We start from the raw sequence: 24,449 nt of genomic DNA, 5'->3' as shown, positions 1-24,449 counted from the left end.
CGGCGCGCGACGCATCGCTGCGCGCGGGCCGTGTCGTTCGCCGGCTTCGATGCCTCACCGTTTGGTGTAGGTCATCTCCATCATCTTGTGCTCCTTGCCGTCCGGCCCCGGGCCGTACATCTCGAACACCTCGACCGTCGGGCTGGTCCACTTCGTGGTCATGCGCGCGTTGACTTCCTGCTTGCTGGAAAAGCCGGGTGGGACCTACAGCGCAACGCAGTATGCGCTCGGCCCCGGCCGCCAGGCGTGCGCCCGCCGCGATCCCCGCGGCGGGCGTTGTTCATCACATCGACCGTGGCGGTTACGCCGCCTGCTGCCGCGCCTTCGTGCCGACCAGGTGGCCGAACAGGTCCTTCGGGTCGGCCATCACCGGCACGATGTCGGTCTTGCTGCCAAGCTTCAACTCGTTGGCCAGGTCGCGCACCAGCCGCAGCGCCGAGTAGTCCTCCAGCGCGAAGCCGACCGAGTCGAAGATGGTGACCTGGTCATCGGCGGTGCGGCCGTCGGCCTCGCCGGCGACCACGCGCCAGAACTCGGTGACCTTGAAGTCATCGGCCATGTGCTGCAGCTCGCCCTCGATCCGGCTCTGCGGCTCGAACTCGACATAGGTCTTCGTGTTGGCGGCGGTCAGGATCGCCGGGTCCAGCTCGGTCTTGCCCGGGCAGTCGCCGCCGACCGCGTTGATGTGCATGCCAGGCTCGATCATGTCGGCGCTGAGGATGGTCGCGTTCTTCTTGTCGGCGGTGACGGTGGTGACGATGTCGGCGCCGCGCACGGCCTCGCGGGTGTCGGCGGCGCGGACCACGCGCAGCTTCGGCGCCGCGGCGGCGAGGTTGGCGGCCAGCTTGTCGGTGGCGGCCGGGTCGACGTCGTACAACCGCACTTCCTCGATGCCGAGCATCTGGTGGAAGGCCAGCGCCTGGAACTCGCTCTGGGCGCCGTTGCCGATCAGCGCCATTACCCTGGCGTCCTTGCGCGCGAGCTTCTTCGCGGCCATCACCGAGGTCGCCGCGGTGCGGATCGCGGTGGTCATGGTCAGCTCGCTGAGCACGGTCGGCATGCCAGTCTCGACATCGGCCAGCGCGCCGAACGCCATCACCGTCGACAGGCCGTGCCTGTAGTTCTGCGGGTGGCCGTTGACGAACTTGAAGCTGTACTCCCTGTCGTCGGCGACCGGCATCAGCTCGATCACGCCGACGTCGGAGTGGGCGGCGGTGCGGGCGGTCTTGTCGAAGTCGTTCCAGCGGGCGAAGTCGGCTTCGAGGTAGTCCACCAGGCGCGAGAACATCTGCGGCAGGCCATGGGTGGCGACAATCTTGGCGACGTCGTGGGTGGTCAGCAGGGTGGTCATGTGGGGCTCCTTTCGTGCGTCGGCGCCAGCGGGGCACCGGGGACACGACCATTGTCCCGACCTGCGCGTCAGCGCGAAACGGCAGGAATGCGACGGATCCGCCAGAAAGCTGGCAAAGTGGCAGTTCCTGTTGACGGATCGCACAGATGGACGACCTGGACCACCGCCTGATCGCCGCGCTGCGCCACGACGCGCGCGCCCCCGTCGCCACCCTCGCGCAGGCCCTCGGGGTGTCGCGCGGCACCATCACCAACCGCATGGCGCGGCTGGAGCGCGACGGCGTGATCACCGGCTACACCGTGCGCCTGCGGCCCGATGCCGCACCCGACGAGATCCGCGCCTGGACCAGCCTTGCGGTGAAGGGCAACCAGCATTCGGTGATCCGCGCGCTGCTGGGCGAGCCCGGCGTCGCCGAGCTGCACGACACCAACGGCCGCTGGGACCTCGTCGCCGAACTGCGCGTGGCCGACCTCGCCGAGCTGTCGAAAGCGCTCGAGCGCATCCGCGGCATCCCCGGCATCAGCGGCAGCGAGACCAGCGTCCACCTGCAGACCTTCCGCGGCTGATCCGGGCCCCTGCGGCCGGCGGCGCGGTTACTTCTCCAGCGCCTCCACCGCCGCCAGCATCTCGCGCACGTGGCGGTTGGGGTTGGCGTCGGAATACACCGCGGCGATGGTGCCGTCGGGCGCGACCGTGTAGGACGTCCGGTCGGCCCACTCGGGCTTCTTGTCCAGCACCGCGTCGTATTCGGCGGCGATCTTCGCGCCGGTGTCGGCGGCGACCGGGAACTTGCCCGCGCAGGTCTCGGTGTTGCTGGAGAACTCGGCCAGCTGGTCGACATTGCCGGCTGTCACGCCGATCACCGAGGCCCCGTGCGTGCGGAACTTCTCGATCACCTGCGAGAACAGCGCCGCCTCGACGTTGCAGCCCGGCGTGTTGGCGGCGGGGAAGAAGTACACCACCACCGGACCCTTGGCGAGCGCGTCGGCCAGCTTGAAGGTGAAGGCCTCGCCGGCGAGGTAGGCGGGCGCGGTGAAGGCGGGGGCCGTGTCGCCGGGCTTGAGCTCGGCCAGGGCGGGGCTGGCGAACGCGGCGGCGCAGGCGGCACCGAGAAGGGCGGTCTTGAGGTGTTTCATGGCTTCGCTCCGTGGGCGGGGCCGGGCAGCAGGCCGGACACGGCCATCCTACGCCCGGCCGGTTGCCGCCGCTGAACGGTGTTCCGGCCGACACGCGGTGCGCTAATGTCCGGTCTTTCCCTTGCGCAAGGACATCGCCATGCAGATCAACGACCTCATCGCCCAGGCGGGCGGCTTCTCCTCGATTGCACGCGAGCTGGGCATCAGCGAGCAGCAGGCGGCCACCGGCGCCTCGGCGCTGCTGCCGGCCATCATGGGCGGCTTCCGCAAGCAGGCGCAGAGCGCGCCGGCCGGCGGCGCGGGGCTGGGCGGGCTGCTCGGGCAACTCGGCGGCAGTGGCCTGCTGGAGGACGTGCTGTCGCCGCAGCCGACCGATGTCGGTCGCGGCAACAACGTGCTGGGGCAGATCTTCGGTTCGAAGGACGTCAGCCGCGCCGTCGCCAGCGATGCCGCCGCACGCACCGGCATGGACACCTCGCTGCTGAAGAAGATGCTGCCGATGCTGGCCATGCTCGCCGCCGGTTACATGGCGCGGCAGGGTTCGGGCGCCGCCGGCGCGCAGCCGGCCGGAGGGCTGGGTGGCCTGCTCGGCGGGCTGATGGGCGGCGGTTCCGCGGGTTCTTCGGGCGGTGGTCTGGGCGCGCTGTCGGGCCTGCTCGATGCCGACGGTGACGGCAACCCGCTGGACGACATCCTCGGCCGGCTGGGCCGCTGACCCGGCGCGCCCCGGCTCGACGGGGCCGTTCAACCTGAACGCGCCCCGCCGGGCCAACGGCCAACTTGGGACACTGCGCTGCACCCCCGAAGCAGGGTAAAACGGACGGTCGAACCACCACACACCGTTCCCGGGGGAACCACCTTGACCAAGACCCTGCTCAGCCTGGCGACCGCCGTCGCCCTCGGACTGGCCGCCGCGCCGGCCGCCCACGCCCACGACACCTGCGTCGACGACGCATGCGACACCATCGCGCTGTTCGACGGCGCGGACGACGCCGGCGGCGGCAGCGTCGAAGCCATCCCGGCCCAGCGCTTCGGCAGTTGGGGCATCGACACCGCCGGCATGGACACCGCCGTCGACCCCGGCGCCGACTTCTTCGACTACGTCAGCGGCACCTGGGCGGCCAACACCGAGATCCCGTCGGACCGCTCCAGCTACGGCTCGTTCCTGGTCCTGCGCGACCTGTCCGAGGCCCGCGTGCGCCAGTTGCTGGAGGGCTACGCGCTGGGCGACCCGGCCACCGGCGGCGATGCCGCCAAGATCGCCGCGCTGTACCGCGGCTTCATGGACGAGGCGACGGTGGAAGCGCTCGGCGCCAAGCCGCTGCAGCCGCACCTCGACGCCATCCGCGCCGCGGCCGACAAGGACGCCATCGCCGCCCTGATGGGCCAGCGCAACGAGAGCTTCGGCGGCAGCTTCTTCGGCGCCTACGTCTCCGACGACCAGAAGAACCCGGACACCTACGCGCTCTACCTGAGCCAGTCCGGCCTCGGCCTCGGCGACCGCCAGATGTACCTCGACGACAAGTTCGCCCCGCAGCGCGAGCGCTACGTGGAATACATCGCCCAGATGCTCGAACTGGCCGGCTGGGATGCGCCGCAGGCCAGCGCGAAGGACATCATGGCGATGGAAACGAAGATCGCGCAGGCGCACTGGACCCGTGCCGAGAGCCGCAACCGCGACAAGACCTACAACCCGGTCGCGCTGGCCGACCTGCCGCAGACGGCGCCGGGCTTCCCGTGGGCGACGTTCTTCAAGGCCGCCGGCGTCGACTACGCCGACCGCGCCGTGATCCGCCAGGACAGCGCATTCCCGCAGATCGCCAGGGTCTTCGCCGACACCGACCTCGATACGCTCAAGGCCTGGCAGGCCTTCCACACCACCGACAACGCCGCGCCGTACCTGTCCAAGGCGTTCGTCGACGCCGAGTTCGAGTTCCGCAGCAGGTTCCTGTCCGGCACGCCCGAGCAGCGCCCGCGCTGGAAGCGTGCGGTGGGCTACGCCGAGTCGGCGATGGGCGAGGCGATCGGCCGTGACTACGTCGAGCTGTACTTCCCGGCCGACGCCAAGGCCAAGATGGACGACCTGGTCGCCAACGTGAAGGCGGCGATGGGTGCGCGGCTGGAGCAACTGGACTGGATGAGCCCGGCGACCAAGGCCGAGGCTGCGAAGAAGCTGGCCAACTTCGGCCTCAAGATCGGCCACCCGGACGAGTGGCGCGACTACAGCGCGCTGCAGATCCGCAACGGCGACGTGTTCGGCAACATCCAGCGCGCCTCCGAGTTCGAGTGGGACTACGACCGCGTGCGCATCGGCAAGCCGGTCGACGAAGCCGAGTGGGGCATGACCCCGCAGACCGTCAACGCCTACTACAGCTCGGTCAAGAACGAGATCGTCTTCCCGGCCGCGATCCTGCAGCCGCCGTTCTTCGACCCCGACGCCGACCCGGCGGTGAACTACGGCGCCATCGGCGGCGTGATCGGCCACGAGATCATCCACGGCTTCGACGACCAGGGCCGCAAGTCCGACGGCAGCGGCCTGCTGCGCGACTGGTGGACCGCCGAGGACGCGAAGCAGTTCGAGGCCGAGGCGGCCAAGCTCGGCGCCCAGTACGAGAGCTACGAGTTCCCGCAACTGCCGGGCATGCACATCAACGGCAAGGTCGCGATGGGCGAGAACATCGGCGACCTCGGCGGCCTGACCATCGCGCTGGAGGCCTACCGCCGCTCGCTCGATGGCAAGCCGGCGCCGGTGATCGACGGCTTCAGTGGCGAGCAGCGGCTGTTCATGGGCTGGGCGCAGGTCTGGCGCACCCTGTGGCGCGACGACGCCCTGCGCCAGCAACTGGTCAACGGCACCCACTCGCCGGGCCACATCCGCGCCTTCGCCCCGCTGCGCAACATCGACGCGTGGTACGAGGCGTTCAACGTCACCGAGGCCGACCCGCTGTACATCGCCCCGGAAGATCGCGTCCGCATCTGGTAACCCAACTGGTAACCCGAAAGCCCCCGGCACCCCCGGGGGCTTTTTGTAGGAGCGACGTAAGTCGCGACCCCTGACAACCGGCCGATCCACGGTCGACGCGCCCCGTGTCCAGGCGAGCCCCGAAGATATCCGGGCACCCCTACTTCAACGGCAGACATACCGCCGTGCGCCATTCCGACGGCGGCAGACGGTGCCAGTCGTTGAGGTACTCCTCGACCATCGGCCCGTCGGCGGCTTCCTCGCCGCTGTCGGGCAGCCATTCGCCAAACAGCCAGCGGTACGGGTCGGGAAGCTCGGCATACGGGCCGGTGTGCACCAGCACGGCGTAGCGGCCCCCGGGGACCTGCGTGCGGCGGACGGCGCCGTCGGGCTCCACGCCCGGCTCGATCTGGATGCAGGCGTCCGAGCGCAGCGCCGCCGCTTCGGTGGTTGCCGGGTCGTCGTAGTAGACGCCGAACGAGCGCGGCTGCGGGAGTCCCCGGCCGGCCGCCCAGGCGGCGAGTTTCTCGAACGTGGTGGCGATCTGCTCGTAGTCGCCGGCGTGGGCGAGGGCGGCGACGTCGATCGCCGGGCGTTGTTCGATGGTGACGCTGTATGGCGCGCTCATGGGGTTGGACTCCTGTTGGCGTGGCTTGAAGGCGGGCGGGGCGTTGCCCAGCCCGCCGCGGCGGCGGTACTCACCCGGAGGCAGGCCGTGGGCGGCGGCGAAGGCACGGTTGAACGCGGCCGTCGCGGTGTAGCCGCAACGCCGCGCGACCGTCGCCAGCGGCGCGGTGCCATGCAGCAGTTCCGATGCGGCGCGATGCAGCCGCATGCGCCGCAGCGTGTCGGCCACCGTCTCGCCCATCAGCCCGCGGTAGATGCGGTGGAAGTGCCAGGGCGAGAAGTGGCCGACCGCCGCCAGTTGCTCCAGCGTCGGCGGTGCATCGAGTCGCCCGACCATGTAGGCGACCACCCGCTCGATGCGGGCGGCGTGGCCGATACGGGTGCGGGGGTGCTGCATCGGTGCCTCCAAGTGGGTGCCGCGGCGCCATCGTCCCGCCGCCCGGTTGATCCGGGTTGCTGACCTTGTGCGGAAGCCGCGTCACGCGCGCTCCATCATGCCGCCGCTACGGTGGCCCCACATCCCGCCCGCGGAGGCCGCATGACCCCACCCATCGCCCGCCCCGGCGCCGAGGACCCGCGTGAGGTGCCCGGCCAGGCGCCGCACCCCGCCCACGATCCCGTCCCGGACCAGCCGCACGACCCGGTCGTCCCCAGCCCGACCGACCCGGTGCCGCCGCGTCCGGTCGATCCGCGGCCGCCGCGTCCGGTCGACCCGACCGCACCGCCGCCGCTGCGCGAACCCGAAGGTCCGCCGCCGCGTCCGGAGCATTGAGCGGGGCGCGACCGCTCAGCGTCGCGGCAGGTCGAAGCGCAACGCGCGTTCGGTGCCGACCGGCGCCGCGCGCGGCTCGAACCGCCAACGCCGCGCCGCCGTGATCGCCGCCTCCTCGAACACCCCCTCGGGCGACGCCGCCAGCACCGCCACGTCGGCCACGCTGCCGTCCGCCCGCACGGTGAACCCCAGCCGCACCCGCCCGGACAGGCCGCGGCGCAGCGCCGACAACGGGTATTCGGGTATCGCGTCGCGGACCAGCACCGGTGGCGTGTCGGTGGCCGGCGTGGGGGAGGGCGCCGCGACCGTGGGCGCGGCCGGGGGCGCCGGGGCGGGATCGGGCACGGCCGCCGTGGCGTCGGCGTCGACATCCACCGGACCGGGCGCGACCGGCAGCGCGGGGTCCATCGCCACGGCCGTGGCCACCGGCGCCTGGTCCGTCGCGGCCACGGTCCCCGGGTCCGCCACAACGGCCGCAGCCGGGGAGCCACCCCCCGCCGCCGCCAGCGCCACCTCCCGTCGCAACTGCTCCAGGCCCCCACGCAGTCGCGGCAGCGGCACTGCGTCCGGGTTGAACATCGCCAGCGCCCCCACCAGCCGCTCGGCGTCTTCGAGGTCCCCGCTGGCAATCGCCCGCTCCCCGGCCAGCAGCACGTAGGGCTGCAACTCCACCAGCGCCGCCTGCACCCCCGCGTTGCCCGGCTCGCGCCCGTGCAACGTCACCAGCAGGTCCAGCGCGCTGCCGCCCACCGGCCGCGTGATGCGCCCGGCCTGCATCGCCGCCACCGCCCGCGCCAGCAGCGTCTCGGTCGAATCATCCGGCGGCGCCGCCACGACCGGCGCCGCAGCGTCCGTCACACCCGCCACATCCCCCGGCTCCGACCGCCCGCAGGCCGACAGCAGCAACACCGCCACACACACCCAAGCCCGCGCCATGCGGATCCCCCCGGTTCCACGACGCGGGTAGCCTGCGGATACTTCATGACTGCGTGATGTTGAACAGACGACGGCGGTGTTGCGCGGCTGTGGTGGTCGCGGAGCGTCGCCCCGGCCGGTTGCCTCACATCATTCGAGGATCACCACCGCGAGCCCGATGCCGGCCATTGCCAGTGCCGGCAATCCGGTCAGCAACAGCTCGACGCCACGCCAGCGCGGGCGCGGCATGGGCAGCGACCGGTACCCGATTGCCCCCAACGTCACTGCGAGGACCGACAACGCGAAGCAGGCCACGTAGGACAGCAGCACCACTCCCAACGCGGACATCCCGCAGAACTCACCGTCCAGCTGGAGGACGCCAGCGCGCAGCGCGAGGAGGCACGCGGCGGGCACGAGCAGCGACGCCGCGCCGATGACGTGTGAAACGCGCCGCCACCTGTGGCCGTCTTCGATATGGCCGGCGGCAGGTGGCACCTTCGCGATGGTCACCAGCCGCTGCTCATGCCGTCATACGGCAGCAGGACGAGCGCTTCACAACGTCGGGCCTTGCAACCCCAGTAGCGCGCACGTTTGTCGTTCCGCCATGTCGCCGTGGCACCGCCGTCAATGACGAACTCCCACCGCTCGCCATCCACGCGCAACGCACCCGAAATGGAGCAGGGGACCTGGTAGAACTCCCCCAGCGGCGGCGCGTCAAATGCGCTGCTGTGACGGAAGAACTCTTTCACCTGCGCCGGCGAGAGTCTCCATCCGTTACACGCACTCTCCAGCGGGTCGCTGGACGACCCCGAATATCGCGGCGCGTCAACGCGTTCGACGACGACCTGCGGAGCCTCGGGAGCAGTCACAGGCGCGCAGGCAACTGCGAGTCCGCTGGCCAGGAGCAGCCCCCACGCATTGCGGTTATTCATTGGCGGTACTCCCGTAAAGCCCAGCCCCCTCACCACCCTTCTTGTACGACACCTTGTCGTGCTCGTAGACGTCGTCGTCCGAGAGTCCGTAGATTCGCTGCAGCAGCCTGACCAGGAGGGAGATTGAATCGCGTTGCTCGGCAGTCGGATCTTCCCAGACGGCACTGTCCGAGTCCCCGGGACCGCATTCGCGCAGGCAGCGCGAGACAACCTCGATGCCGACGCTGTCTTCGTTCATCGGGTACCGGTCAGGGTAGGGCTTCGCCTTTTCATGGTCGTGGATTCGGCGCGGCGCCCACCCCCAACTGCTGATGGTTTTTTGCTCCGTCCGTGGGCATGTGTCCTCGGCCATGCATTTCGACTTGATGAGACCGACGTGATACGTCTTTCTATGCAGGCTCGCCACTTGGTAAACGCTGCCATCCTTGTCGACGTAGAAGTGGGTGCCGCTGGGTCCGGCGGCGTTCAGTGCACTGGCCAGAGAGTCTCCGGCGGTACGGTGGAGGACGATGGCCCGGGGCCCCGTCAGTTTTCCTTTTTCCAGCGCTGGAATGGGGCGGAGGATGAAACCCGCGTTCTGGATGTAACCGCGCTCGTCGACATAACTGGCCACTTGGAGTTCTGTCGGGTCCTTGCCAGCGACCGCGGTCGTGGTTGCGCGTCCCACGTCGATGAACTTGCTCATGCGGGGATTTCCTCCCCGAGTTCCACGCGAACGAGCTGCCGCTCCCTGGTCGTTACGAGCGCTGTTCTTCCTTCCTGATCCGTTCGACCTTCGATGATTTCACCGGCTTCGGTAGTGATTCGGTAGTCGCGATTGCACAAGGCCTTGCCGGTCTCTGCTGATCTCAGTACGAACGCTTCGCTGTAAACGTCCGACTGGCTGGATGCGACGGTGCCGCCGGCTACCGGGCCGCTCCCGCTGCCGCGTGTTCCCGCACCACCACCGCCCACCTGCTGCAATACCCGCACCTGCTGCACCGCCAGCACCTTGCAGCCGCAGGCCAGCGCGCTGCCATGCAGTGCAACCGCCTCGCCATCGATGATGGTGGTCGGGTCGCCATCCACGATCGGGAACGTGCCCTTGTGCGTCGGGCAAGTTGCCTTGTCGTTGACCCGGGCTACCGGCTTCCCATCGATATCGGTAAACGGTGAGCCGCTGACAACCTGCCCACCGCTGGAGGTCGCATCCCCCAGCACGATCCACATCCTTGTCATGTTGTCTCCTTGTCCATTGGGACACGCGCAGTCTAGCTCCGCTCTCCCCCCGCGACCGCCTGCCGTATGCTCGGCACAGCACGCACAAACCGCAGGGCAGGGGGCCCGGACGTGGCAGACGCAGACTCCGCAACGCAACCCGATACCAGCGCCGGCGACACCGCCGCGGCGGCCTTCATCGACAAATGGCAGGGCGTCACCGCCTCCGAGCTGTCGACCTCGCAGACCTTCCTGATCGACCTGTGCCACCTGCTCGGCGTCGACACCCCGCACCCCACGGCCGAGCAGGACTACATGTTCGAGCGGCCGATCACCTTCGCCCACGGCGATGGCAGCACCAGCGCCGGCCGTATCGACCTGTACCGCCGCGGCGCGTTCGTGCTGGAGTCCAAGAAGCTCAAGCTCGGCCGCCACGCCAAGGGTTTCGACGACGCCCTGCTGCGCGCCCGCAGCCAGGCCGAGAACTACGCCCGCGCGCTGCCCGCCGCCGAAGGCCGTCCGCCGTTCGTGGTGGTGGTGGACGTCGGCCACCGCATCGAGCTGTATTCCGAGTTCAGCCGCTCCGGCGGCACCTACGTCCCGTATCCGGACCCGCGCAGCCACCGCATCGCCCTGGCCGACCTGCGCAAGCCCGACGTCCGCGAGCGCCTGCGCAAGGTGTGGCTGGACCCGCTTGGCCTCGACCCCAGCCGCGAATCCGCCCGCGTCACCCGCGAGATCGCCGACCGCCTCGCCCGGCTCGCCCGCAGCCTGGAGCAGGCCAACCACGCCCCCGAGGCCGTCGCCCAGTTCCTGATGCGCTGCCTGTTCACCATGTTTGCCGAGGACGTGAAGCTGCTGCCCGAGCATGCCTTCCGCGACCTGCTGGTGACCCACGCCGAGCAGCCAGACGTCGCCATGCGCATGGTTCGTCAGCTGTGGATCGACATGGATGCCGGCACCGAGTTCTCCGCCGTGGTCAAGGACACCGTGCTGCGCTTCAACGGCAAGCTCTTCAAGCAGCCCGACATCCTGCCGCTGGACCGCGACCAAGTGGCCCTGCTCGCCGAGGCTGCCCACGCCAAGTGGCAGCACGTCGAACCGGCCATCTTCGGCACCCTGCTGGAGCGCGCCCTCAGCCCGAAGGACCGCCACAAGCTCGGCGCCCACTACACCCCGCGCGCCTACGTCGAGCGCCTCGTCCTGCCCACCGTCATCGAGCCGCTGCGCAAGGAGTGGACCGAAGCACAGGCCGCCGCCGGCACCCTGGCCGACGAAGGCAAGGACAAGGACGCCATCGCCGAGCTGCGCCGCTTCCACCACCGCCTGTGCACCGTGCGCGTGCTCGACCCCGCCTGCGGCTCCGGCAACTTCCTGTACGTCACCCTGGAGCACCTCAAGCGGCTGGAAGGCGAAGTGCTCAACGCACTGGACGAGCTGGGCTACCAGCAGGCCGACCTCGCCCTGGGCGGCGAGCGCGCCGACGCCACCGCCGGCGAGACCGTCGACCCGCACAACCTGCTGGGCATCGAGCTCAACCCCCGCGCCGCCGCCATCGCCGAGGTGGTGCTGTGGATCGGCTACCTGCAATGGCACTTCCGCACCCGCGGCGACGTGCACCCGCCGCAGCCGGTGATCCGCGACTTCCGCAACATCGAGAATCGCGACGCGGTGCTGGCCTACGACGGCGTGGAGTTCGTGACCGACGAGCAGGGCAGGCCGGTGACCCGCTGGGACGGCGAGACCATGAAGGTGTCGCCGGTGACCGGCGAGCCGGTGCCCGACGAGCACGCCCGCAAGCCGGTGGAGCGGTACGTCAAACCGCGCAAGGCGGCGTGGCCGGAGGCGGATTTCATCGTTGGGAATCCGCCGTTTATCGGCAACAAGCGGATGCGTACCGCGCTCGGCGATGGCTACGTCGAGGCGCTGCGTGGCGCATGGCCGGAGATGCCCGAGTCTGCCGACTTCGTCATGTACTGGTGGCACCACGCCGCGCAGCTGACCCGCCGCGGCGCGGTGGAGCGCTTCGGTTTCATCACCACCAACTCGATCCGCCAGTCCTTCAACCGCCGCGTACTGGAGCCGCACCTCGGTGACAAGAAGCAGCCCCTGTCGCTGGTGTTCGCGATTCCGGATCACCCGTGGGTGGATTCGGCGGATGGGGCGGCGGTTCGGATCGCGATGACGGTGGCCACAAGAGCGGCAACCGAAGGGGTCGTGCGCGAAGTGACGGGTGAACGAGAAGCGCGACATGGGGAGACGGATGTGTCGCTGCGAGATCGAAGGGGCGTTGTCTTTCCCGATCTGAGAGTGGGCGTCGCCGTAAACAACGCGCTGCCGCTAAAGGCCAACCTCGGAGTTAGTTGTCCGGGGGTCAAGCTGCACGGCTCTGGTTTTATTGTGGCTACGGACGCCGCGAGAACGCTTGGGTTGGGTGTTGTTGCCGGACTTGATCAGCATGTTCGTCCGTATAGAAACGGGCGCGACCTCACGGACTCGCCGCGCGACGTGCGCGTGATTGATCTATATGGTCTGAGCGCCAACGAGGTGCGCGTCAGGTTTCCCGAGGTTTATCAGCACGTCTTTGAGTATGTAAAGCCAGAGCGAGATCAAAATAGTCGTGATAGCTATCGCGAAAACTGGTGGGTACATGGCGAGCCTCGTGGTTCCTTTCGTCCCGCCTTGAGGTCGCTGAACAGATACATCGTGACACCTGTCACCGCGAAACATCGCGTCTTTCAGTTCCTCGAGAGCGAGATTCTCCCTGATGATGCCCTGATGGTGGTCGCCTCGTCAGATGCACAGCACCTCGGTGTGCTGAGTAGCGCGGTGCATGTGGCTTGGGTTCTCGGAACTGGTTCCACCCTCGAAGATCGGCCTCGCTACATCAAAACTAGCTGCTTTGAGAAATTCCCATTCCCCGACCTCCACGCCGCCGACAAATTCGCCGGTCCGATCGGCGTCGCCGTCGTCGACGACAACGGCCGCGCCGGCCCCACTGAAACCTACGGCGAATACCCCTCCGACCGAATCCGCGCCCTCGGCGAGCAACTCGACGCCCACCGCAAGCGCCAGCAGGCCGCCCACCCCGGCCTGACCCTGACCGGCATGTACAACGTGCTGGAGAAACTGCGCAGCGGCGAACCCCTGACCGCCAAGGAGCGCACCGTCCACGAACAGGGCCTCGTCTCCGTCCTGCGCCAGTTGCACGACGAACTCGACGACGCCGTGCTCCACGCCTACGGCTGGGGCGATTTGCTGCCCGCGCTGCGCGTGGCCCACGGCAACGACCCCGCGCCCGAAGGCCAGACCCGCGACGACGCCAAACGCGCCTTCGACGAAGCCATCCTCGAACGCCTCGTCGCCCTCAACGCCGACCGCGCCGCCGAAGAAGCCCGCGGCGAAATCCGCTGGCTCCGCCCCGGGTTCCAGAACCCCGACGCCGCCCGCGACCGCGACCCCGAACAGGCCCGCCTCGACACCGACACCGCCGGCAACGACCAGCCCGACCCCGACACCACCCCCGCACCCCTGCCGCCCAACACCAAACCGCAGCCGTGGCCCAAGGACACCGTCGACCAGGTCCGCGCCGTCGCCGACCTCCTCGCCGCCAGCCCCGTCCCGCTCTCAATCGACGAGATCGCCGCGCGGTTCACTGCCCGCGGCCCGTGGAAGAAGCGCCTGCCGAAGCTGCTGGAAATGCTGGTGGCGCTGGGTAGGGCGCAGGAGAAGGACGGCGTTTATATCGCAAGCTGACAGGAGGCGAATGCGTGAACTGGGAAATACTGATTCCGACGACGATCGCAACGGTAGTGGCGGTCGCTGGGTGGATAGTGGCGCACAAATCAAACGCGGCGCGCGATGTAAGGAATAAGCAGCGAGAGATAAGGGTTCAGAATCTTGCAGAAATTTACGATGTCTTGCTTGAGCTTGGGCGGAACATAAATATCGTTCCTAACCATCGAGATGTGGAGCGGGCGGTCAATCGCATTCATCTTTACGGCAATGTCAAGCAGATCCGCCTATGTGAAAAGTTCGTGCAAGATATAACCGAAACTGGCAAGGCCACCCATACTGATTTAACTGTAGAAATCAGGAACTCCATTCGTGAGGACCTAGGGCTTGATATTGTTAGTACTGGTTTGAGTTTGTTGAAAATTGAACCGATCGACAGGCACGTGGCAACCTAAAGGAATCGTGGCGGTGATTAAGCATGGCTAAGTTTCTCAATACCAGCGCAACCAACTATTTCCTTGAAGAACTCATCAAGGACGCCAAAGACCGGCTAATCCTCATCAGCCCGTACCTGAAGCTCAACGACCGGGTGAAGGAACTGCTGGCGGACAAGAACCGCCTGAAGATCGACGTGCGGATGGTCTACGGCAAGAGTGAGCTGCAGCCGGCGGAAATCAGCTGGCTGCGCGAGCAGACCTACATCCGCACCAGCTTCTGCAAGAACCTGCACGCCAAGTGCTACCTCAACGAGGAGCTGTGCATCATCACCAGCCTCAACCTCTACGAGTTCAGCCAGGTCAACAACAACGAGATGGGCATCCTCATCCGCCGCGCGGACGACGCGGAGCTGTACCGCGAGGCTTACGAGGAGGCGCAGCGGATCATCCGCATCAGCGACGAGGTCCGTATCTCGATGGAGCGCGTGGCTGCGTCGGAGAGTGCCCCTGAGGCAGAGCAGGACGGCAGTCAGGAAGAGACGGGGGATATTGGGAAGCTGCCTTCATCCAAGCTCGCCCGGAAGTGCGGCATGAAGACGGCTGAGTTCCTCGACCGACTCGTGACGAAGGGGTATCTGGTAGCCAAGGACGATACACACGCGCTGACCGACGCCGGCAAGGCCGCCGGCGGCGAGTTCCGCATGAGTCCGCGTTTTGGCCCGTACTTTCTGTGGCCGGAATCGCTCGAGGTCTGACACACATGACGTCGCGCAGGGGGAAGTGGGGCGCGCGGCACGTGCGGACGCGTCGGGACGATGAGCTGGCCAATCTCGACCCGCTCGAGTTCGAGCGCGTCGTGGCGGACTACTACCGCAAACAGGGTTACGACGTAGAGGAATGCGGCACGGGTGGCACCGGCCGCGGCTTCGACGGCGGTATCGACCTGAAGCTCCGCGGCAATGGCGAGTACGTCGTGGTGCAGTGCAAACGGCACAACGCTTATCAACTAACCCACAACCCGGTACACGAACTGCTCGGCGTCGCAGGTACGGAAGGCGCCGACCGCTGCATCCTCGTTAACACGGGTGAATACACGCGGTACGCATGGGAAGTCGCGGCCAAGAACTCGAAGCTGGAGTTGATCGACGGCGCGGAGCTTCGGCGGATGCTTCCGGAGCTGGCGCAGCCGGTTCCGGGGCTCTCGGAAACCGGCGTCGTCGCGGGCGGCTCACCGCGAATGCTAAGCGCTGGGGGGAAGGATTACTCGCTTTCGATTCCCAATGCCAAGCCGACGCCGTTTCGTAAAACGGTGCGGGACAGTCGGCACAACCGTGACCCCGATGCGGTTCCGGCGATCTGGATCACCGGAGCCATCGTCTTGGCGCTGGTGATTGCCATTCGCCAGTGTTCGGGCAGCGGTTCACTGGGTGATCGCCCCGCAACCGGCCGGACACACGTCCCGGTGACTCAGCCGCAAGTGCCAGTGCCGCAGGCGGCTGTAGGCCACGCTGCCGTCCGTGCTGACAAAGCCTCGTCGCGGCCGCCGTCCACACCGCGCCGCTACACCCGAGAAGAGTTGCGCGAGCAGCAACGGCGCGCCGACGAGGCGATCAAGGTGATCGAAGCCTCGACGCCGGAAATGTAGTGATGAGTCTGGAATACGCGGACCGCTTCAGCCTGCATCCCGGAACCTGGCGTTCGTGGCAGATGTTTCCGGGCTATTTCGGCGAGCGCATGACGCCGTACTTCTCACCCATCCATATTCGGCGCGTCGAGCCGCTGAAGAGCGGAAAGAGCCTGTTGCGGCTGAGCTTCTTCAATGCGTGCTACGAGGAGGGCGTGCAGGACTTCGCCCTGGAGTTGAAGGTGTTGAAGCGGGCGACCAACTACCTGCTCGCCGACCTTCCGTACGACAGGGAGCGGTCGGCGGTGATCGGCCATATCGAGTTTTCCTGGCTTGAGCGGTTTTGCCCCGAGCTGCTCCGGGCGCATCCGCCGGTGTCGCATTCGTCCGTGTCCTTGTATCTGGATTCGGTATTTGCAGCCCGGTGATGGCCTAGTCGTCTGCCGGCGCCGCCTCTGCCACAATCGCCCCCGCTCCGGCCGCCCCACGGCACCGGAAACGCCACACGGACGCGGCGGAGCACCCACGCGCCCGGCATCGGGCCGGGCGCATCAATGACAAGGAGCACGTCGTGAGCCAGAACCTGCTGTCCCTCGATCTGTCGGCCGACGACATCACCGCCATCAACACCGCGTTGACCGACATCGAGTCGCGCCTGGCCGGCCGGCTGGTCGCGCTGGACAGCCACACCCGCCGCCGGATCACCAAGATGGGCGACAAGTCCGAGGCCTTCGTCCGGCAGACCCTGATGGTGCTGGAGCAGAACCCCGACATTGTCCCGGCCGCGCTGCGGCTGGAGGAAGCGCAGGCCGACCTGCGTGCGGTCGACGCGCTGCGCCCGCTGCTGGCGCGCCTGCGGCGGCTGGTCGAGCGGGTGTCCGATTCGGAGATGGCGCTGGGCAGCGACGCGATGAACACCGCGCTGGAGGGCTACGCGCTGCTCAAGGTGACTGGCCGCAACAAGGGGCTGGAGGGGCTGAGTGCGGCGCTGTCGGTGCGCTTCGCCCGCTCGACGCCGGCCCGTGAACCGGCACCGACGCCGTAGATCGCGCCACGGTCGGAGAAAAAAACGCGGCATGCGGAGAAAAAAGCCCCGGCGACGGGGCTTTTTTCGTGTCCGGCCGAGCAGAAAGCCCGGACCGCCGAGCTTTGTGCTCCGCCATCCGGGCTTTTTGCTCCACCGCCAGAGTGTTTTTCTCCGCCGTCGGAGCATTTTTCTCCGCCCTCGAAGCAAAAAGCTTCGCAATCGCAGCTTTTTTCCCGGGCGTTGGACAAATTTTGTCCAACCGCGGAGCTCCAACACTCCACCGGCGGAGCAAAAAGGCCCGCGCGCCGAGGTCGGAACCCCGCCGGCCGGTGCGCCAGTCCCCGCGGATCCGTCCTGCCGGCAAATACGTGACCACCGTCGCTGTTGAACGCCGGGCTAACGCTCCATCCACCCGCCGGTAATAGGCCGCCGCCGAGCCTCGGCGGCGCAGGGGGATCGCAGGGCGTCGTCTGTCGGAAAACTCCTACCCCCATCCGGGATGTTTGTCGATGCCGCGTCCGTTGCCTCCATGCAAGCCTTTGGGCTTCGCCGCAGCGCGGCGCCTCCCCCCGGACAGGTCCCCCCATGACGTACCGATTCGAGTTGCGCGAGCACACCCAGGACGGACAGGTCATCGATTTGCCGGCCGGGGACCAGTGGCACCCCGCGTTCGTCCCCGCATGGCGCGCCGCGCTGACGCAGGCGCGGGAGCGCGCCCGCCTGGCCGATGTCCGCATCTGCGTGCGGCTGTTCGACAGCACCGAGCGGATGTACGCGCTGACCTACGTCTACCCCTGCGGGCGTTAGCGGCACGCCCAGGGGCGGTTGACATCGCCCGGGGCGCGGCGGCAGATGGGAGGGGCATCGGGGGATGCCGTCAAACAAGGGGAACGCCATGCCGAAGCTGCTGCGCAACGTGTTGGCCGTGGTCGGCGGGGTCGTCGTCGGCAGTGCCGTCAACATGGCGATCGTCACCGTCGGCCCGTCGCTGGTCCCGCCGCCTGCCGGCGTGGACGTCACCACCGCCGAGGGGTTCGCGGCGGGCATCCATCTCTTTGAACCGAAGCACTTCCTCGCGCCGTTCCTTGCGCACGCGCTCGGGACGTTCGCCGGTGCGCTGGTCGCGTACCTCGTCGCCATTGGCCGCAAGGCGGTGCCGGCGTGGGTGGTCGGCGGCTTCTTCCTGCTCGGTGGCATCGCCGCGGCGTACATGATTCCGGCGCCGGCGTGGTTCATCGCGCTCGATCTGCTCGCCGCCTACCTGCCGATAGCGTGGCTGGCCATCCGGGTCGGCCGCGTGATGCTCCGCTAACGGGTGCCGCGCTAGCCTCGACCCCATGCTGGCGCCGCCCGACCTCACGCCTCCCCACGTGTCACCGACGGTCTGGACCCTGACGATCGTACTGATCGTCGGCCTGCTGCTGTTCGACTACATCTTCCACGTGCGCAAGGCGCACGTGCCGACGCTGCGCGAGTCGGCGGTGTGGTCCACGCTGTACGTGGCCGTCGCGCTGCTGTTCGGCATCGGTACGGTGCTGTGGGGCCGCGACGGCATGGGCACCGAGTACTTCGCCGGCTACATCACCGAGAAGGCGCTGTCGGTCGACAACGTGTTCGTGTTCCTGGTCATCATGTCCAGCTTTTCGGTGCCACGGCAGTATCAGCAGAAGGTGCTGCTGTTCGGCATCGTGTTCTCGCTGGTCGCTCGGATCGGGTTGATCTTCATCGGCGCGGCGCTGCTGGAGCGCTTCGCCTGGGTGTTCTACCTGTTCGGCCTGTTGTTGCTGGTGACCGCCGGCCACCTGCTCACACCGAAATCCGGCGACCACGACAACATCGTCATGCGGCTGGCCCGGCGTTGGCTGCACACCAGCGAACGCTACGACGGGCAGAAGCTCTTCACCGTGCAGGACGGGCGCCGGATGATGACCCCGCTGATGCTGGTGATGGTGGTGATCGGCGGCACCGACCTGCTGTTCGCGCTGGACTCCATCCCGGCGATCTTCGGCCTCACCCAGGACACCTTCGTGGTGGTCACCGCCACCGCGTTCTCGCTGCTGGGGCTGCGCCAGCTGTACTTCCTGATCGACCACCTGCTGGACCGGCTGCTGTACCTGCCGTACGGGCTGGCGGCGATCCTCGCCTTCATCGGCGCCAAGCTCATCCTGCACGCGCTGCACGAGAACAACCTGCCGTTCATCAACGATGGCGCGCCGGTCAACGTGATCGAGATCAGCACAACGACCTCGCTGTGGGTGATCGGCGCGATCCTGCTGGTCACCGTCATCGCCTCGCTGACCAGCGACAAGGGCAAGGCCCGCAGCATGGTGGCCAACCTGCGGCAGCTGGCGGGCGAGTACCTGGCGCTGGACGACGCGGCCTACGCCGCCGACCGCGAGAAGCTCTACGCCCGGCTGGTCGCCGCCGAGCAGCGCGTGACCGCGCTCGACGAGGAACTGCGCCGCTTCATCCCCGACCGCGACGCGCTCAACGCGACCCTGGCCCGCGCCCATGCCCGGCATGCGGAGGCATCGCGCTGAACGCCGCAGCCGGCGGTCAACGGGCGCGGCTCGCGTGGCCTGCGGTCAGGACAGGTCCTTGCGCAGGTAGTCGGACGAGGCCGTAGGCGGAACGGCGCGGATGTCGCTCATGCCCGGTCCGCCTGTGTAGCGGTGGGACGCACCGGAGCGCCCTCGTACCAGCGTTGTGAGCGGTTGACGATCCGCACCACCGACAGCATCACCGGCACCTCGATCAGCACGCCGACCACCGTCGCCAGCGCGGCGCCGGAATGCACGCCGAACACGCTCACCGCGGTCGCGACGGCCAGTTCGAAGAAATTGCTTGCGCCGATCAGCGCGGACGGCCCCGCCACGCAGTGGGCGACGCCGAGGCGGCGGTTGAGCCAGTAGGCCAGGCCGGAGTTGAAGTACACCTGGATCAGGATCGGCACCGCGAGGATGGCGATGACCAGCGGCTGGTCGATGATCTGCCGGCCCTGGAAGCCGAACAGCAGCACCAGCGTCAGCAGCAGCGCGACCAGCGACACCGGCGCCAGCCGCGCCAGCCACGCGTCCAGCCGCGCCGGCCCGCCATGCGCCAGCAGCCAGCGCCGCAGCAGCAGCGCCACCACCACCGGCACCACGATGTACAGCCCGACCGACAGCGCCAGCGTCGCCCACGGCACGGTGATCGACGACAGCCCCAGCAACAGCGCCACCAGCGGCGCGAAGGCGACCACCATGATCGCGTCGTTGAGCGCGACCTGGCTGAGGGTGAAGTTGGCATCGCCGCGGCACAGGTTGCTCCACACGAACACCATCGCCGTGCACGGCGCGGCGGCCAGCAGGATCAGCCCGGCGATGTAGGAGTCGACCTGGCCGGCCGGCAGCCACGGCGCGAACACGTGGCGCACGAACAGCCAGCCGAGCAGCGCCATCGAGAACGGCTTGATCGCCCAGTTGATGAACAGTGTCACGCCGATGCCGCGCCAGTGCCGGCCGACCTGCCCGAGCGCGCCGAAATCCACCTTCAGCAGCATCGGGATGATCATCAGCCAGATCAGCACGGCGACCGGCAGGTTGACGCTGGCGACCTCCATCGCGCCGAGCCGGGCGAAGGTGCCGGGCAGCAGGTAGCCCAGGCCGGTGCCGGCGACGATGCACAGCGCGACCCAGAGGGTGAGGTAGCGCTCGAAGAAGCCGATCCGCGGGGTGTCGGCGGCAGAAATGGCGTCAGACATCGGCATCGCCTCCGCTGGTTTCCGGTTCGGGCTGCACGAAGCCGATGCGGTCGAGCGCCGGCTTCAGCGCCTCGCGGTCGTCCCAGGTGGCGGCGGGGATCGCGAGGAAGGCGAGCAGGCGTGCCTTGATGATGCGGTGCGCCTCGGCGAAGGCGGCACGCCTGTCGTCGTCGCTGCCGTCCACCGCGGCCGGATCGGGCAGGCCCCAGTGGGTGCGGATGAAGTCGCCGAACACCACCGGGCAGGCCTCCGCCGCGGCCGCGTCGCAGACGGTCACCACGAGATCCAGCGGCTGCGCGTCCGCGCCGGCGAACTCGTCCCACGACTTGCTGCGCAGCCCCGCGGTGGCGATGCCTTCGGCCGCCAGCTGGCCCAGCGCGAACGGGTTGACCGTGCCGGAGGGGTGGCTGCCGGCGCTGTGCACCTCGAAGCGGTCGCCGGCCCAGGCGCGCAGGGTGGCCTCGGCGAGGACGCTGCGGGCCGAGTTGCCGGTGCAGAGGAACAGGACGCGGGGTTTCATGGTTGGGTGCTCGTGGTGGGCAGGGAAGGTCAGCAGCCGCGGCCGCCCGTCGCGCCGGGCCCGCAACCCGCGGCGGCCGACCCGGCGCAGCAGTTGTGGGTGAGGTAGCCGATCAGCGCCTGCATCGCGTCGAAATCCGCGCGGTAGCAGACGTTGCGGCCGCGGCTCTCGCCGTGGACGAGGCCGGCGTTGACCAGCTCCTTGAGGTGGAACGACAGCGTCGCGCCCGGCACCGACAACGCCTCGGCGATCTCGCCGGCCATGCGTCCGGCCGGGCCGGCTTCCACCAGCATGCGGAAAGCGTGCAGGCGGGTGGCGTGGCCGAGTGCGTTGAGCGACTGGATGGCGGCGGTTGTTTCCATTGTTCTAGAATAATCGAATGAATATCCATCAACAATCCATGGCCATCGATGAGCCGCTGGTCGATACCGATCTGCTGCCAACACCCCGCGCCGCGGATCTGCGCGCCGCGGACGACCCCGGACATCCGCCGCGGATCCTGCTGTTGTACGGCTCGCTGCGTCCCCAGTCCTACAGCCGCAAGCTCGCGCTGGAGGCCGAACGCGTGCTGCGCCACCTAGGTGCCGAGACCCGGGTGTTCGACCCGCACGAACTGCCGGTCGTCGACAGCGTCGGGCGGGATCATCCGCAAGTGCGGCGCCTCAACGAGTGGTCGCAATGGTCCGAAGGGCAGGTGTGGGTGTCGCCGGAACGCCACGGCACGGTGACCGGCGTGTTCAAGAACCAGATCGACTGGCTGCCGCTGGAGCAGGGCGGAATCCGCCCGACCCAGGGCCGGACGCTGGCCGTGATGCAGGTATGCGGCGGCTCGCAGTCGTTCAACGCGGTCAACACGCTGCGGCTGCTCGGCCGCTGGATGCGGATGGTGACGATCCCCAACCAGTCGTCGGTGCCGAAGGCCTGGCAGGAGTTCGACGACGACGGTCGGATGAAGCCGTCGTCCTACCGTGACCGGGTGGTGGACGTGATGGAGGAGCTGGTGAAGTTCACCCTGATGGTGCGCGGGCGCAGCGACTACCTCGTGGACCGCTACAGCGAACGCAAGGCGGCCGCGCGCTAGCCGCCGACCCGCGCCAGCACCAGCGACGCGCCCAAGACACGCGGGAGTGGCCCCGGCACCGTCGGTGGGGTCCGCCAATTGTTCCAATGCGGAAACAGTAAATGCATGGAACGGCTGTTTATCGCCCGCTCCGGGACAAACAGAATATGCCGATGCGAACCCGCACCCTCGCCTCCCTGCTTCTTTCCACTGCGCTGGCGGCCGCCGCGACGCCCGCGCTCGCCGCCGGCGACCAGGCGTCCGTGCCCGGCGCGCGCACGCTGTCGCCGCCGGTGGTCAGCCTGCGTGTCGACAACGACCTGCTGGCCAGCCAGGACCAGGGCTACACCAACGGCCTGCAACTGACGCTGGTGTCGCCCAACCTGGTCGACTTCACCGACGACCCCAACCTGCCGTGGCTGGCGCGATGGCTCAACACGCGGGTCGGCGCGCGCCACCCGGAGGGCGTCGACCAGCTCAACATGGTCGTGCGGCTGAGCCAGAACATCTACACGCCGACCGACCCGTTCCGCACCGACCTGATGGTCGAGGACCGCCCATACGCCGGCCTGCTGATGGGCATCGCCGGCTACAACCTGCGCCGCGACGACACCCTGGACACCGTGCTGGTCGGTGCCGGCGTGGTCGGGCCGGCGTCGATGGCCGAGGACGTGCAGGGCTGGGTCCACGACCTGACCGGCTCCGAGGAGTTCCGCGGCTGGGACCACCAGCTGCCGAACGAGCCGGTGCTCGGCATCCGTTACGAGCGCACGCACCGCGACGGCAAGTGGTCGGTCGGCGACGGCGGCCTGCAGGTGGATGCGATCAGCCACTGGGGCGGCGCGCTTGGCAGCCCGATGACGCGGCTCAACGCCGGTTACGAGGTGCGGCTGGGCCACCGGCTGCCCGACGATTTCGGCTCCAGCCCGGTGCGCCCGGCCGGCGACAACACCGCGCCGCCGGCCAACGGCCGCCTGCCGGCCGGCTGGGCCTGGCACGCCTTTGCCGCGGTGGACGGTTACTGGTCGATCTACGACGTCAGCCTCGACGGCACCCTGTTCCGCGACAGCCACTCGGTCGACAAGCGGGCGATGGTGGCCGACCTCGCGGTCGGCGCGGCGGTGACGGTGGGCGGCTGGAAGTTCGCGCTCGCGCGTTACTTCCGGACCCGCGAGTTCGAGGGGCAGCGGGAGCGCCCGTCGTTCGGCAGCTTCACCGTCAGCCGCTCGCTGTAACGCGGGCGCTGCGCGTCAGGGCACCAGGCCGGTCCAGGCCGGGCTGCCGAACTTGCCGGCCGCCACCGCCTCGGCGCGCTCCAGCTCTGCCGGGCCCAGGGTGTCGCGGGTGCCGCCGTGGCGCTGCCGGAACACCTCCAGCATCTTCGCGATCACCGCTTCGCGCGGCAGTCCGGTCTGGCTGCGCAGCGGGTCGACCCGCTTGTTGGCGCTGGTGGTGCCCTTGTCGGACAGCTTTTCGCGGCCGATCCGCAGCACGTCGAGCATCTTCGCCGCATCGATGTCGTAGGCCATGGTGACGTGGTGCAGCACCGCGTTGCCGCGCCGGGCCTGGGCCGCGCCGGCGATCTTGCCGGCGGCCGAGGTGATGTCGTTGAGCGGCTGGTACCACGCGTCGATGCCGAGCTCGGCCAGCGCCGCCAGCACCCACTCGTCCATGTAGGCGTAGGCCTGCTCGAAGCTCATGCCGTCCACCAGCGAGACCGGCGCGACGATGGAGTAGGTGATGGTGTTGCCCGGTTCGATGAACATCGCGCCGCCACCGCTGATGCGCCGGACCACCTCGATGCCGTGGTGGCGCGCGGCGTCGGCGTCGACCTCGTTGCGCAGCGACTGGAAGCGGCCGATCACCACCGCCGACGACGCCCACTCCCAGATCCGCAGGGTGGGGCGGCGGCGGCCGGCGGAGACCTCGTCGACCAGCACGTCGTCGAGCGCCATGTGCAGCGCCGGCGGCTGCGGGGCATCGTGGATGAGCTGCCAGTCGTGGTCGGTCCAGAGGCTGCGGCTCATGGCGCGGCCTCCTGCGGGCCGCGGCCGCCGCCGTCGCCGGCATCAAGCGCGCGGCGCACGGCGATCGCCACTGCCTGCGGGTTCACGCCGTAGAGGCTGACCGATGGCCCGAGTGCGGCGTCGACCGCGGTGGTCAGCTGCTCCTCGACGGCATCGGCCGGCTGCCCGAGCAGGGCGATGTTGATCGTGTCCAGCGCGCTGTCGGGATGCAGGAAGAAGTCGCCGCTGACCTGCACCGCGGCCAGCCGTCCGTCCACCACCTCCAGGTCGACCACCACCAGCTTGCCGCCGGGGACCTTGTACTCGCCGTGCATGGGCGCCTCCTTTGAGGGATGGCCGCATGCTAGCCCGCCCGCCCGCGCCCGGCAGGCGATCCAGGTCAAGC

General features: G+C 68.6%; 28 protein-coding genes. 15 read left to right on the top strand and 13 right to left on the bottom strand.

What is annotated here, in order from left to right; translation table 11 throughout:
- Window positions 1-301: 301 nt before the first annotated feature.
- Window positions 302-1,351 (bottom strand): ornithine cyclodeaminase, encoded by a 1,050-nt coding sequence (locus N799_RS01135; protein WP_036206506.1) that lies wholly within the window; start codon window positions 1,349-1,351, stop codon window positions 302-304.
- 146 nt (window positions 1,352-1,497) lie between these two features.
- On the opposite strand from N799_RS01135, the gene N799_RS01130 reads away from it, so the two are divergent.
- Window positions 1,498-1,917 (top strand): Lrp/AsnC family transcriptional regulator, encoded by a 420-nt coding sequence (locus tag N799_RS01130; RefSeq protein ID WP_036206504.1) that lies wholly within the window; start codon window positions 1,498-1,500, stop codon window positions 1,915-1,917.
- Between the two features lie 27 nt (window positions 1,918-1,944).
- Here N799_RS01130 and N799_RS01125 read toward each other — a convergent pair whose 3' ends face one another.
- The gene (locus tag N799_RS01125; RefSeq protein ID WP_036206503.1) at window positions 1,945-2,487 is read right to left on the bottom strand and encodes a peroxiredoxin; all 543 of its coding nucleotides are present in this window, start codon (window positions 2,485-2,487) and stop codon (window positions 1,945-1,947) included.
- A gap of 139 nt (window positions 2,488-2,626) precedes the next feature.
- Here N799_RS01125 and N799_RS01120 point away from each other — a divergent pair, with 139 nt between their 5' ends.
- Window positions 2,627-3,202: a DUF937 domain-containing protein gene (locus N799_RS01120; protein ID WP_036206815.1), complete on the top strand. Its 576-nt coding sequence runs from the start codon at window positions 2,627-2,629 to the stop codon at window positions 3,200-3,202.
- Between the two features lie 144 nt (window positions 3,203-3,346).
- On the top strand, window positions 3,347-5,470 hold the full coding sequence (locus N799_RS01115; protein ID WP_052100910.1) for a M13 family metallopeptidase: 2,124 nt from the start codon (window positions 3,347-3,349) through the stop codon (window positions 5,468-5,470).
- A gap of 139 nt (window positions 5,471-5,609) precedes the next feature.
- On the opposite strand, the gene N799_RS01110 is transcribed toward N799_RS01115, so the two are convergent.
- Window positions 5,610-6,473, bottom strand: a complete 864-nt coding sequence (locus N799_RS01110; protein ID WP_036206809.1) for an AraC family transcriptional regulator — start codon at window positions 6,471-6,473, stop codon at window positions 5,610-5,612.
- 141 nt (window positions 6,474-6,614) lie between these two features.
- Here N799_RS01110 and N799_RS01105 point away from each other — a divergent pair, with 141 nt between their 5' ends.
- The gene (locus N799_RS01105; protein WP_036206500.1) at window positions 6,615-6,848 is read left to right on the top strand and encodes a hypothetical protein; all 234 of its coding nucleotides are present in this window, start codon (window positions 6,615-6,617) and stop codon (window positions 6,846-6,848) included.
- 15 nt (window positions 6,849-6,863) lie between these two features.
- On the opposite strand, the gene N799_RS14185 is transcribed toward N799_RS01105, so the two are convergent.
- The 5 genes from N799_RS14185 to N799_RS14180 all read right to left on the bottom strand — a co-directional run bounded on the left by N799_RS14185 (window position 6,864) and on the right by N799_RS14180 (window position 9,904).
- Window positions 6,864-7,763: an energy transducer TonB gene (locus N799_RS14185; protein WP_052100906.1), complete on the bottom strand. Its 900-nt coding sequence runs from the start codon at window positions 7,761-7,763 to the stop codon at window positions 6,864-6,866.
- Window positions 7,764-7,913: 150 nt separating this feature from the next.
- Window positions 7,914-8,273, bottom strand: a complete 360-nt coding sequence (locus N799_RS01090) for a hypothetical protein (RefSeq protein WP_036206491.1) — start codon at window positions 8,271-8,273, stop codon at window positions 7,914-7,916.
- On the bottom strand, window positions 8,270-8,695 hold the full coding sequence (locus tag N799_RS15015) for a hypothetical protein (RefSeq protein ID WP_152597748.1): 426 nt from the start codon (window positions 8,693-8,695) through the stop codon (window positions 8,270-8,272). Before N799_RS15015 ends, N799_RS01090 begins: the two co-directional genes overlap by 4 nt.
- Window positions 8,688-9,380, bottom strand: coding sequence for a peptidoglycan recognition protein family protein (locus tag N799_RS01085; protein WP_052100902.1), 693 nt, complete (start codon window positions 9,378-9,380; stop codon window positions 8,688-8,690). Before N799_RS01085 ends, N799_RS15015 begins: the two co-directional genes overlap by 8 nt.
- Window positions 9,377-9,904: a PAAR domain-containing protein gene (locus tag N799_RS14180; protein WP_081974622.1), complete on the bottom strand. Its 528-nt coding sequence runs from the start codon at window positions 9,902-9,904 to the stop codon at window positions 9,377-9,379. The genes N799_RS01085 and N799_RS14180 overlap by 4 nt, the downstream gene beginning before the upstream one ends.
- 120 nt (window positions 9,905-10,024) lie before the next feature.
- Between N799_RS14180 and N799_RS01075 the strand changes: the two genes are divergently transcribed.
- The 9 genes from N799_RS01075 (at window position 10,025) to N799_RS01040 (ending at window position 19,255) form a co-directional block, all read left to right on the top strand.
- Window positions 10,025-13,648: a class I SAM-dependent DNA methyltransferase gene (locus tag N799_RS01075; protein WP_052100897.1), complete on the top strand. Its 3,624-nt coding sequence runs from the start codon at window positions 10,025-10,027 to the stop codon at window positions 13,646-13,648.
- Between the two features lie 14 nt (window positions 13,649-13,662).
- Window positions 13,663-14,082, top strand: coding sequence for a hypothetical protein (locus N799_RS15010; RefSeq protein ID WP_152597747.1), 420 nt, complete (start codon window positions 13,663-13,665; stop codon window positions 14,080-14,082).
- Between the two features lie 23 nt (window positions 14,083-14,105).
- On the top strand, window positions 14,106-14,819 hold the full coding sequence (locus N799_RS01070; protein WP_036206487.1) for a phospholipase D family protein: 714 nt from the start codon (window positions 14,106-14,108) through the stop codon (window positions 14,817-14,819).
- A 5-nt stretch (window positions 14,820-14,824) separates the two neighbouring features.
- A complete protein-coding gene (locus N799_RS14175) occupies window positions 14,825-15,709 on the top strand; it encodes a restriction endonuclease (RefSeq protein ID WP_052100895.1) in 885 nt (294 codons plus the stop codon).
- A gap of 2 nt (window positions 15,710-15,711) precedes the next feature.
- Window positions 15,712-16,116: a hypothetical protein gene (locus N799_RS01060; protein WP_036206484.1), complete on the top strand. Its 405-nt coding sequence runs from the start codon at window positions 15,712-15,714 to the stop codon at window positions 16,114-16,116.
- Between the two features lie 143 nt (window positions 16,117-16,259).
- On the top strand, window positions 16,260-16,733 hold the full coding sequence (locus N799_RS01055) for a hypothetical protein (protein WP_036206482.1): 474 nt from the start codon (window positions 16,260-16,262) through the stop codon (window positions 16,731-16,733).
- 567 nt (window positions 16,734-17,300) lie between these two features.
- Window positions 17,301-17,522, top strand: a complete 222-nt coding sequence (locus N799_RS01050; RefSeq protein WP_036206479.1) for a hypothetical protein — start codon at window positions 17,301-17,303, stop codon at window positions 17,520-17,522.
- 88 nt (window positions 17,523-17,610) lie between these two features.
- Entirely contained in the window at window positions 17,611-18,027 is a 417-nt protein-coding gene (locus N799_RS01045; protein WP_036206476.1) for a hypothetical protein, read from the top strand.
- Between the two features lie 25 nt (window positions 18,028-18,052).
- Complete coding sequence (locus tag N799_RS01040; RefSeq protein ID WP_036206473.1) at window positions 18,053-19,255, top strand: TerC family protein; 1,203 nt, start codon at window positions 18,053-18,055, stop codon at window positions 19,253-19,255.
- A gap of 107 nt (window positions 19,256-19,362) precedes the next feature.
- Here the strand turns inward: N799_RS01040 and arsB are convergent, their stop codons facing one another.
- Genes arsB through N799_RS01025 form a run of 3 tightly spaced genes read right to left on the bottom strand, consistent with a single transcriptional unit; the run spans window position 19,363 to window position 21,339 of the window.
- Window positions 19,363-20,457: an ACR3 family arsenite efflux transporter gene (gene arsB, locus N799_RS01035; RefSeq protein ID WP_203225000.1), complete on the bottom strand. Its 1,095-nt coding sequence runs from the start codon at window positions 20,455-20,457 to the stop codon at window positions 19,363-19,365.
- A complete protein-coding gene (locus N799_RS01030; RefSeq protein ID WP_036206470.1) occupies window positions 20,450-20,977 on the bottom strand; it encodes an arsenate reductase ArsC in 528 nt (175 codons plus the stop codon). The genes arsB and N799_RS01030 overlap by 8 nt, the downstream gene beginning before the upstream one ends.
- 29 nt (window positions 20,978-21,006) lie before the next feature.
- A complete protein-coding gene (locus N799_RS01025) occupies window positions 21,007-21,339 on the bottom strand; it encodes an ArsR/SmtB family transcription factor (RefSeq protein WP_036206468.1) in 333 nt (110 codons plus the stop codon).
- Between the two features lie 44 nt (window positions 21,340-21,383).
- On the opposite strand from N799_RS01025, the gene arsH reads away from it, so the two are divergent.
- Together arsH and N799_RS01015 are read left to right on the top strand one after the other, a co-directional pair.
- Entirely contained in the window at window positions 21,384-22,058 is a 675-nt protein-coding gene (arsH, locus tag N799_RS01020; protein ID WP_036206789.1) for an arsenical resistance protein ArsH, read from the top strand.
- Window positions 22,059-22,204: 146 nt separating this feature from the next.
- Window positions 22,205-23,272, top strand: a complete 1,068-nt coding sequence (locus N799_RS01015; protein ID WP_036206466.1) for a lipid A deacylase LpxR family protein — start codon at window positions 22,205-22,207, stop codon at window positions 23,270-23,272.
- Window positions 23,273-23,287: 15 nt separating this feature from the next.
- Here the strand turns inward: N799_RS01015 and N799_RS01010 are convergent, their stop codons facing one another.
- Together N799_RS01010 and lplB are read right to left on the bottom strand one after the other, a co-directional pair.
- Window positions 23,288-24,064, bottom strand: coding sequence for a lipoate--protein ligase family protein (locus tag N799_RS01010; protein WP_036206464.1), 777 nt, complete (start codon window positions 24,062-24,064; stop codon window positions 23,288-23,290).
- The gene (lplB, locus tag N799_RS01005) at window positions 24,061-24,378 is read right to left on the bottom strand and encodes a lipoate-protein ligase small subunit (protein WP_052100891.1); all 318 of its coding nucleotides are present in this window, start codon (window positions 24,376-24,378) and stop codon (window positions 24,061-24,063) included. Before lplB ends, N799_RS01010 begins: the two co-directional genes overlap by 4 nt.
- Window positions 24,379-24,449: the final 71 nt, after the last annotated feature.

It is taken from the genome of Lysobacter arseniciresistens ZS79, assembly GCF_000768335.1.
Lineage (GTDB): Bacteria > Pseudomonadota > Gammaproteobacteria > Xanthomonadales > Xanthomonadaceae > Novilysobacter > Novilysobacter arseniciresistens.
This window is presented reverse-complemented; position numbering and strand designations above follow the sequence as displayed.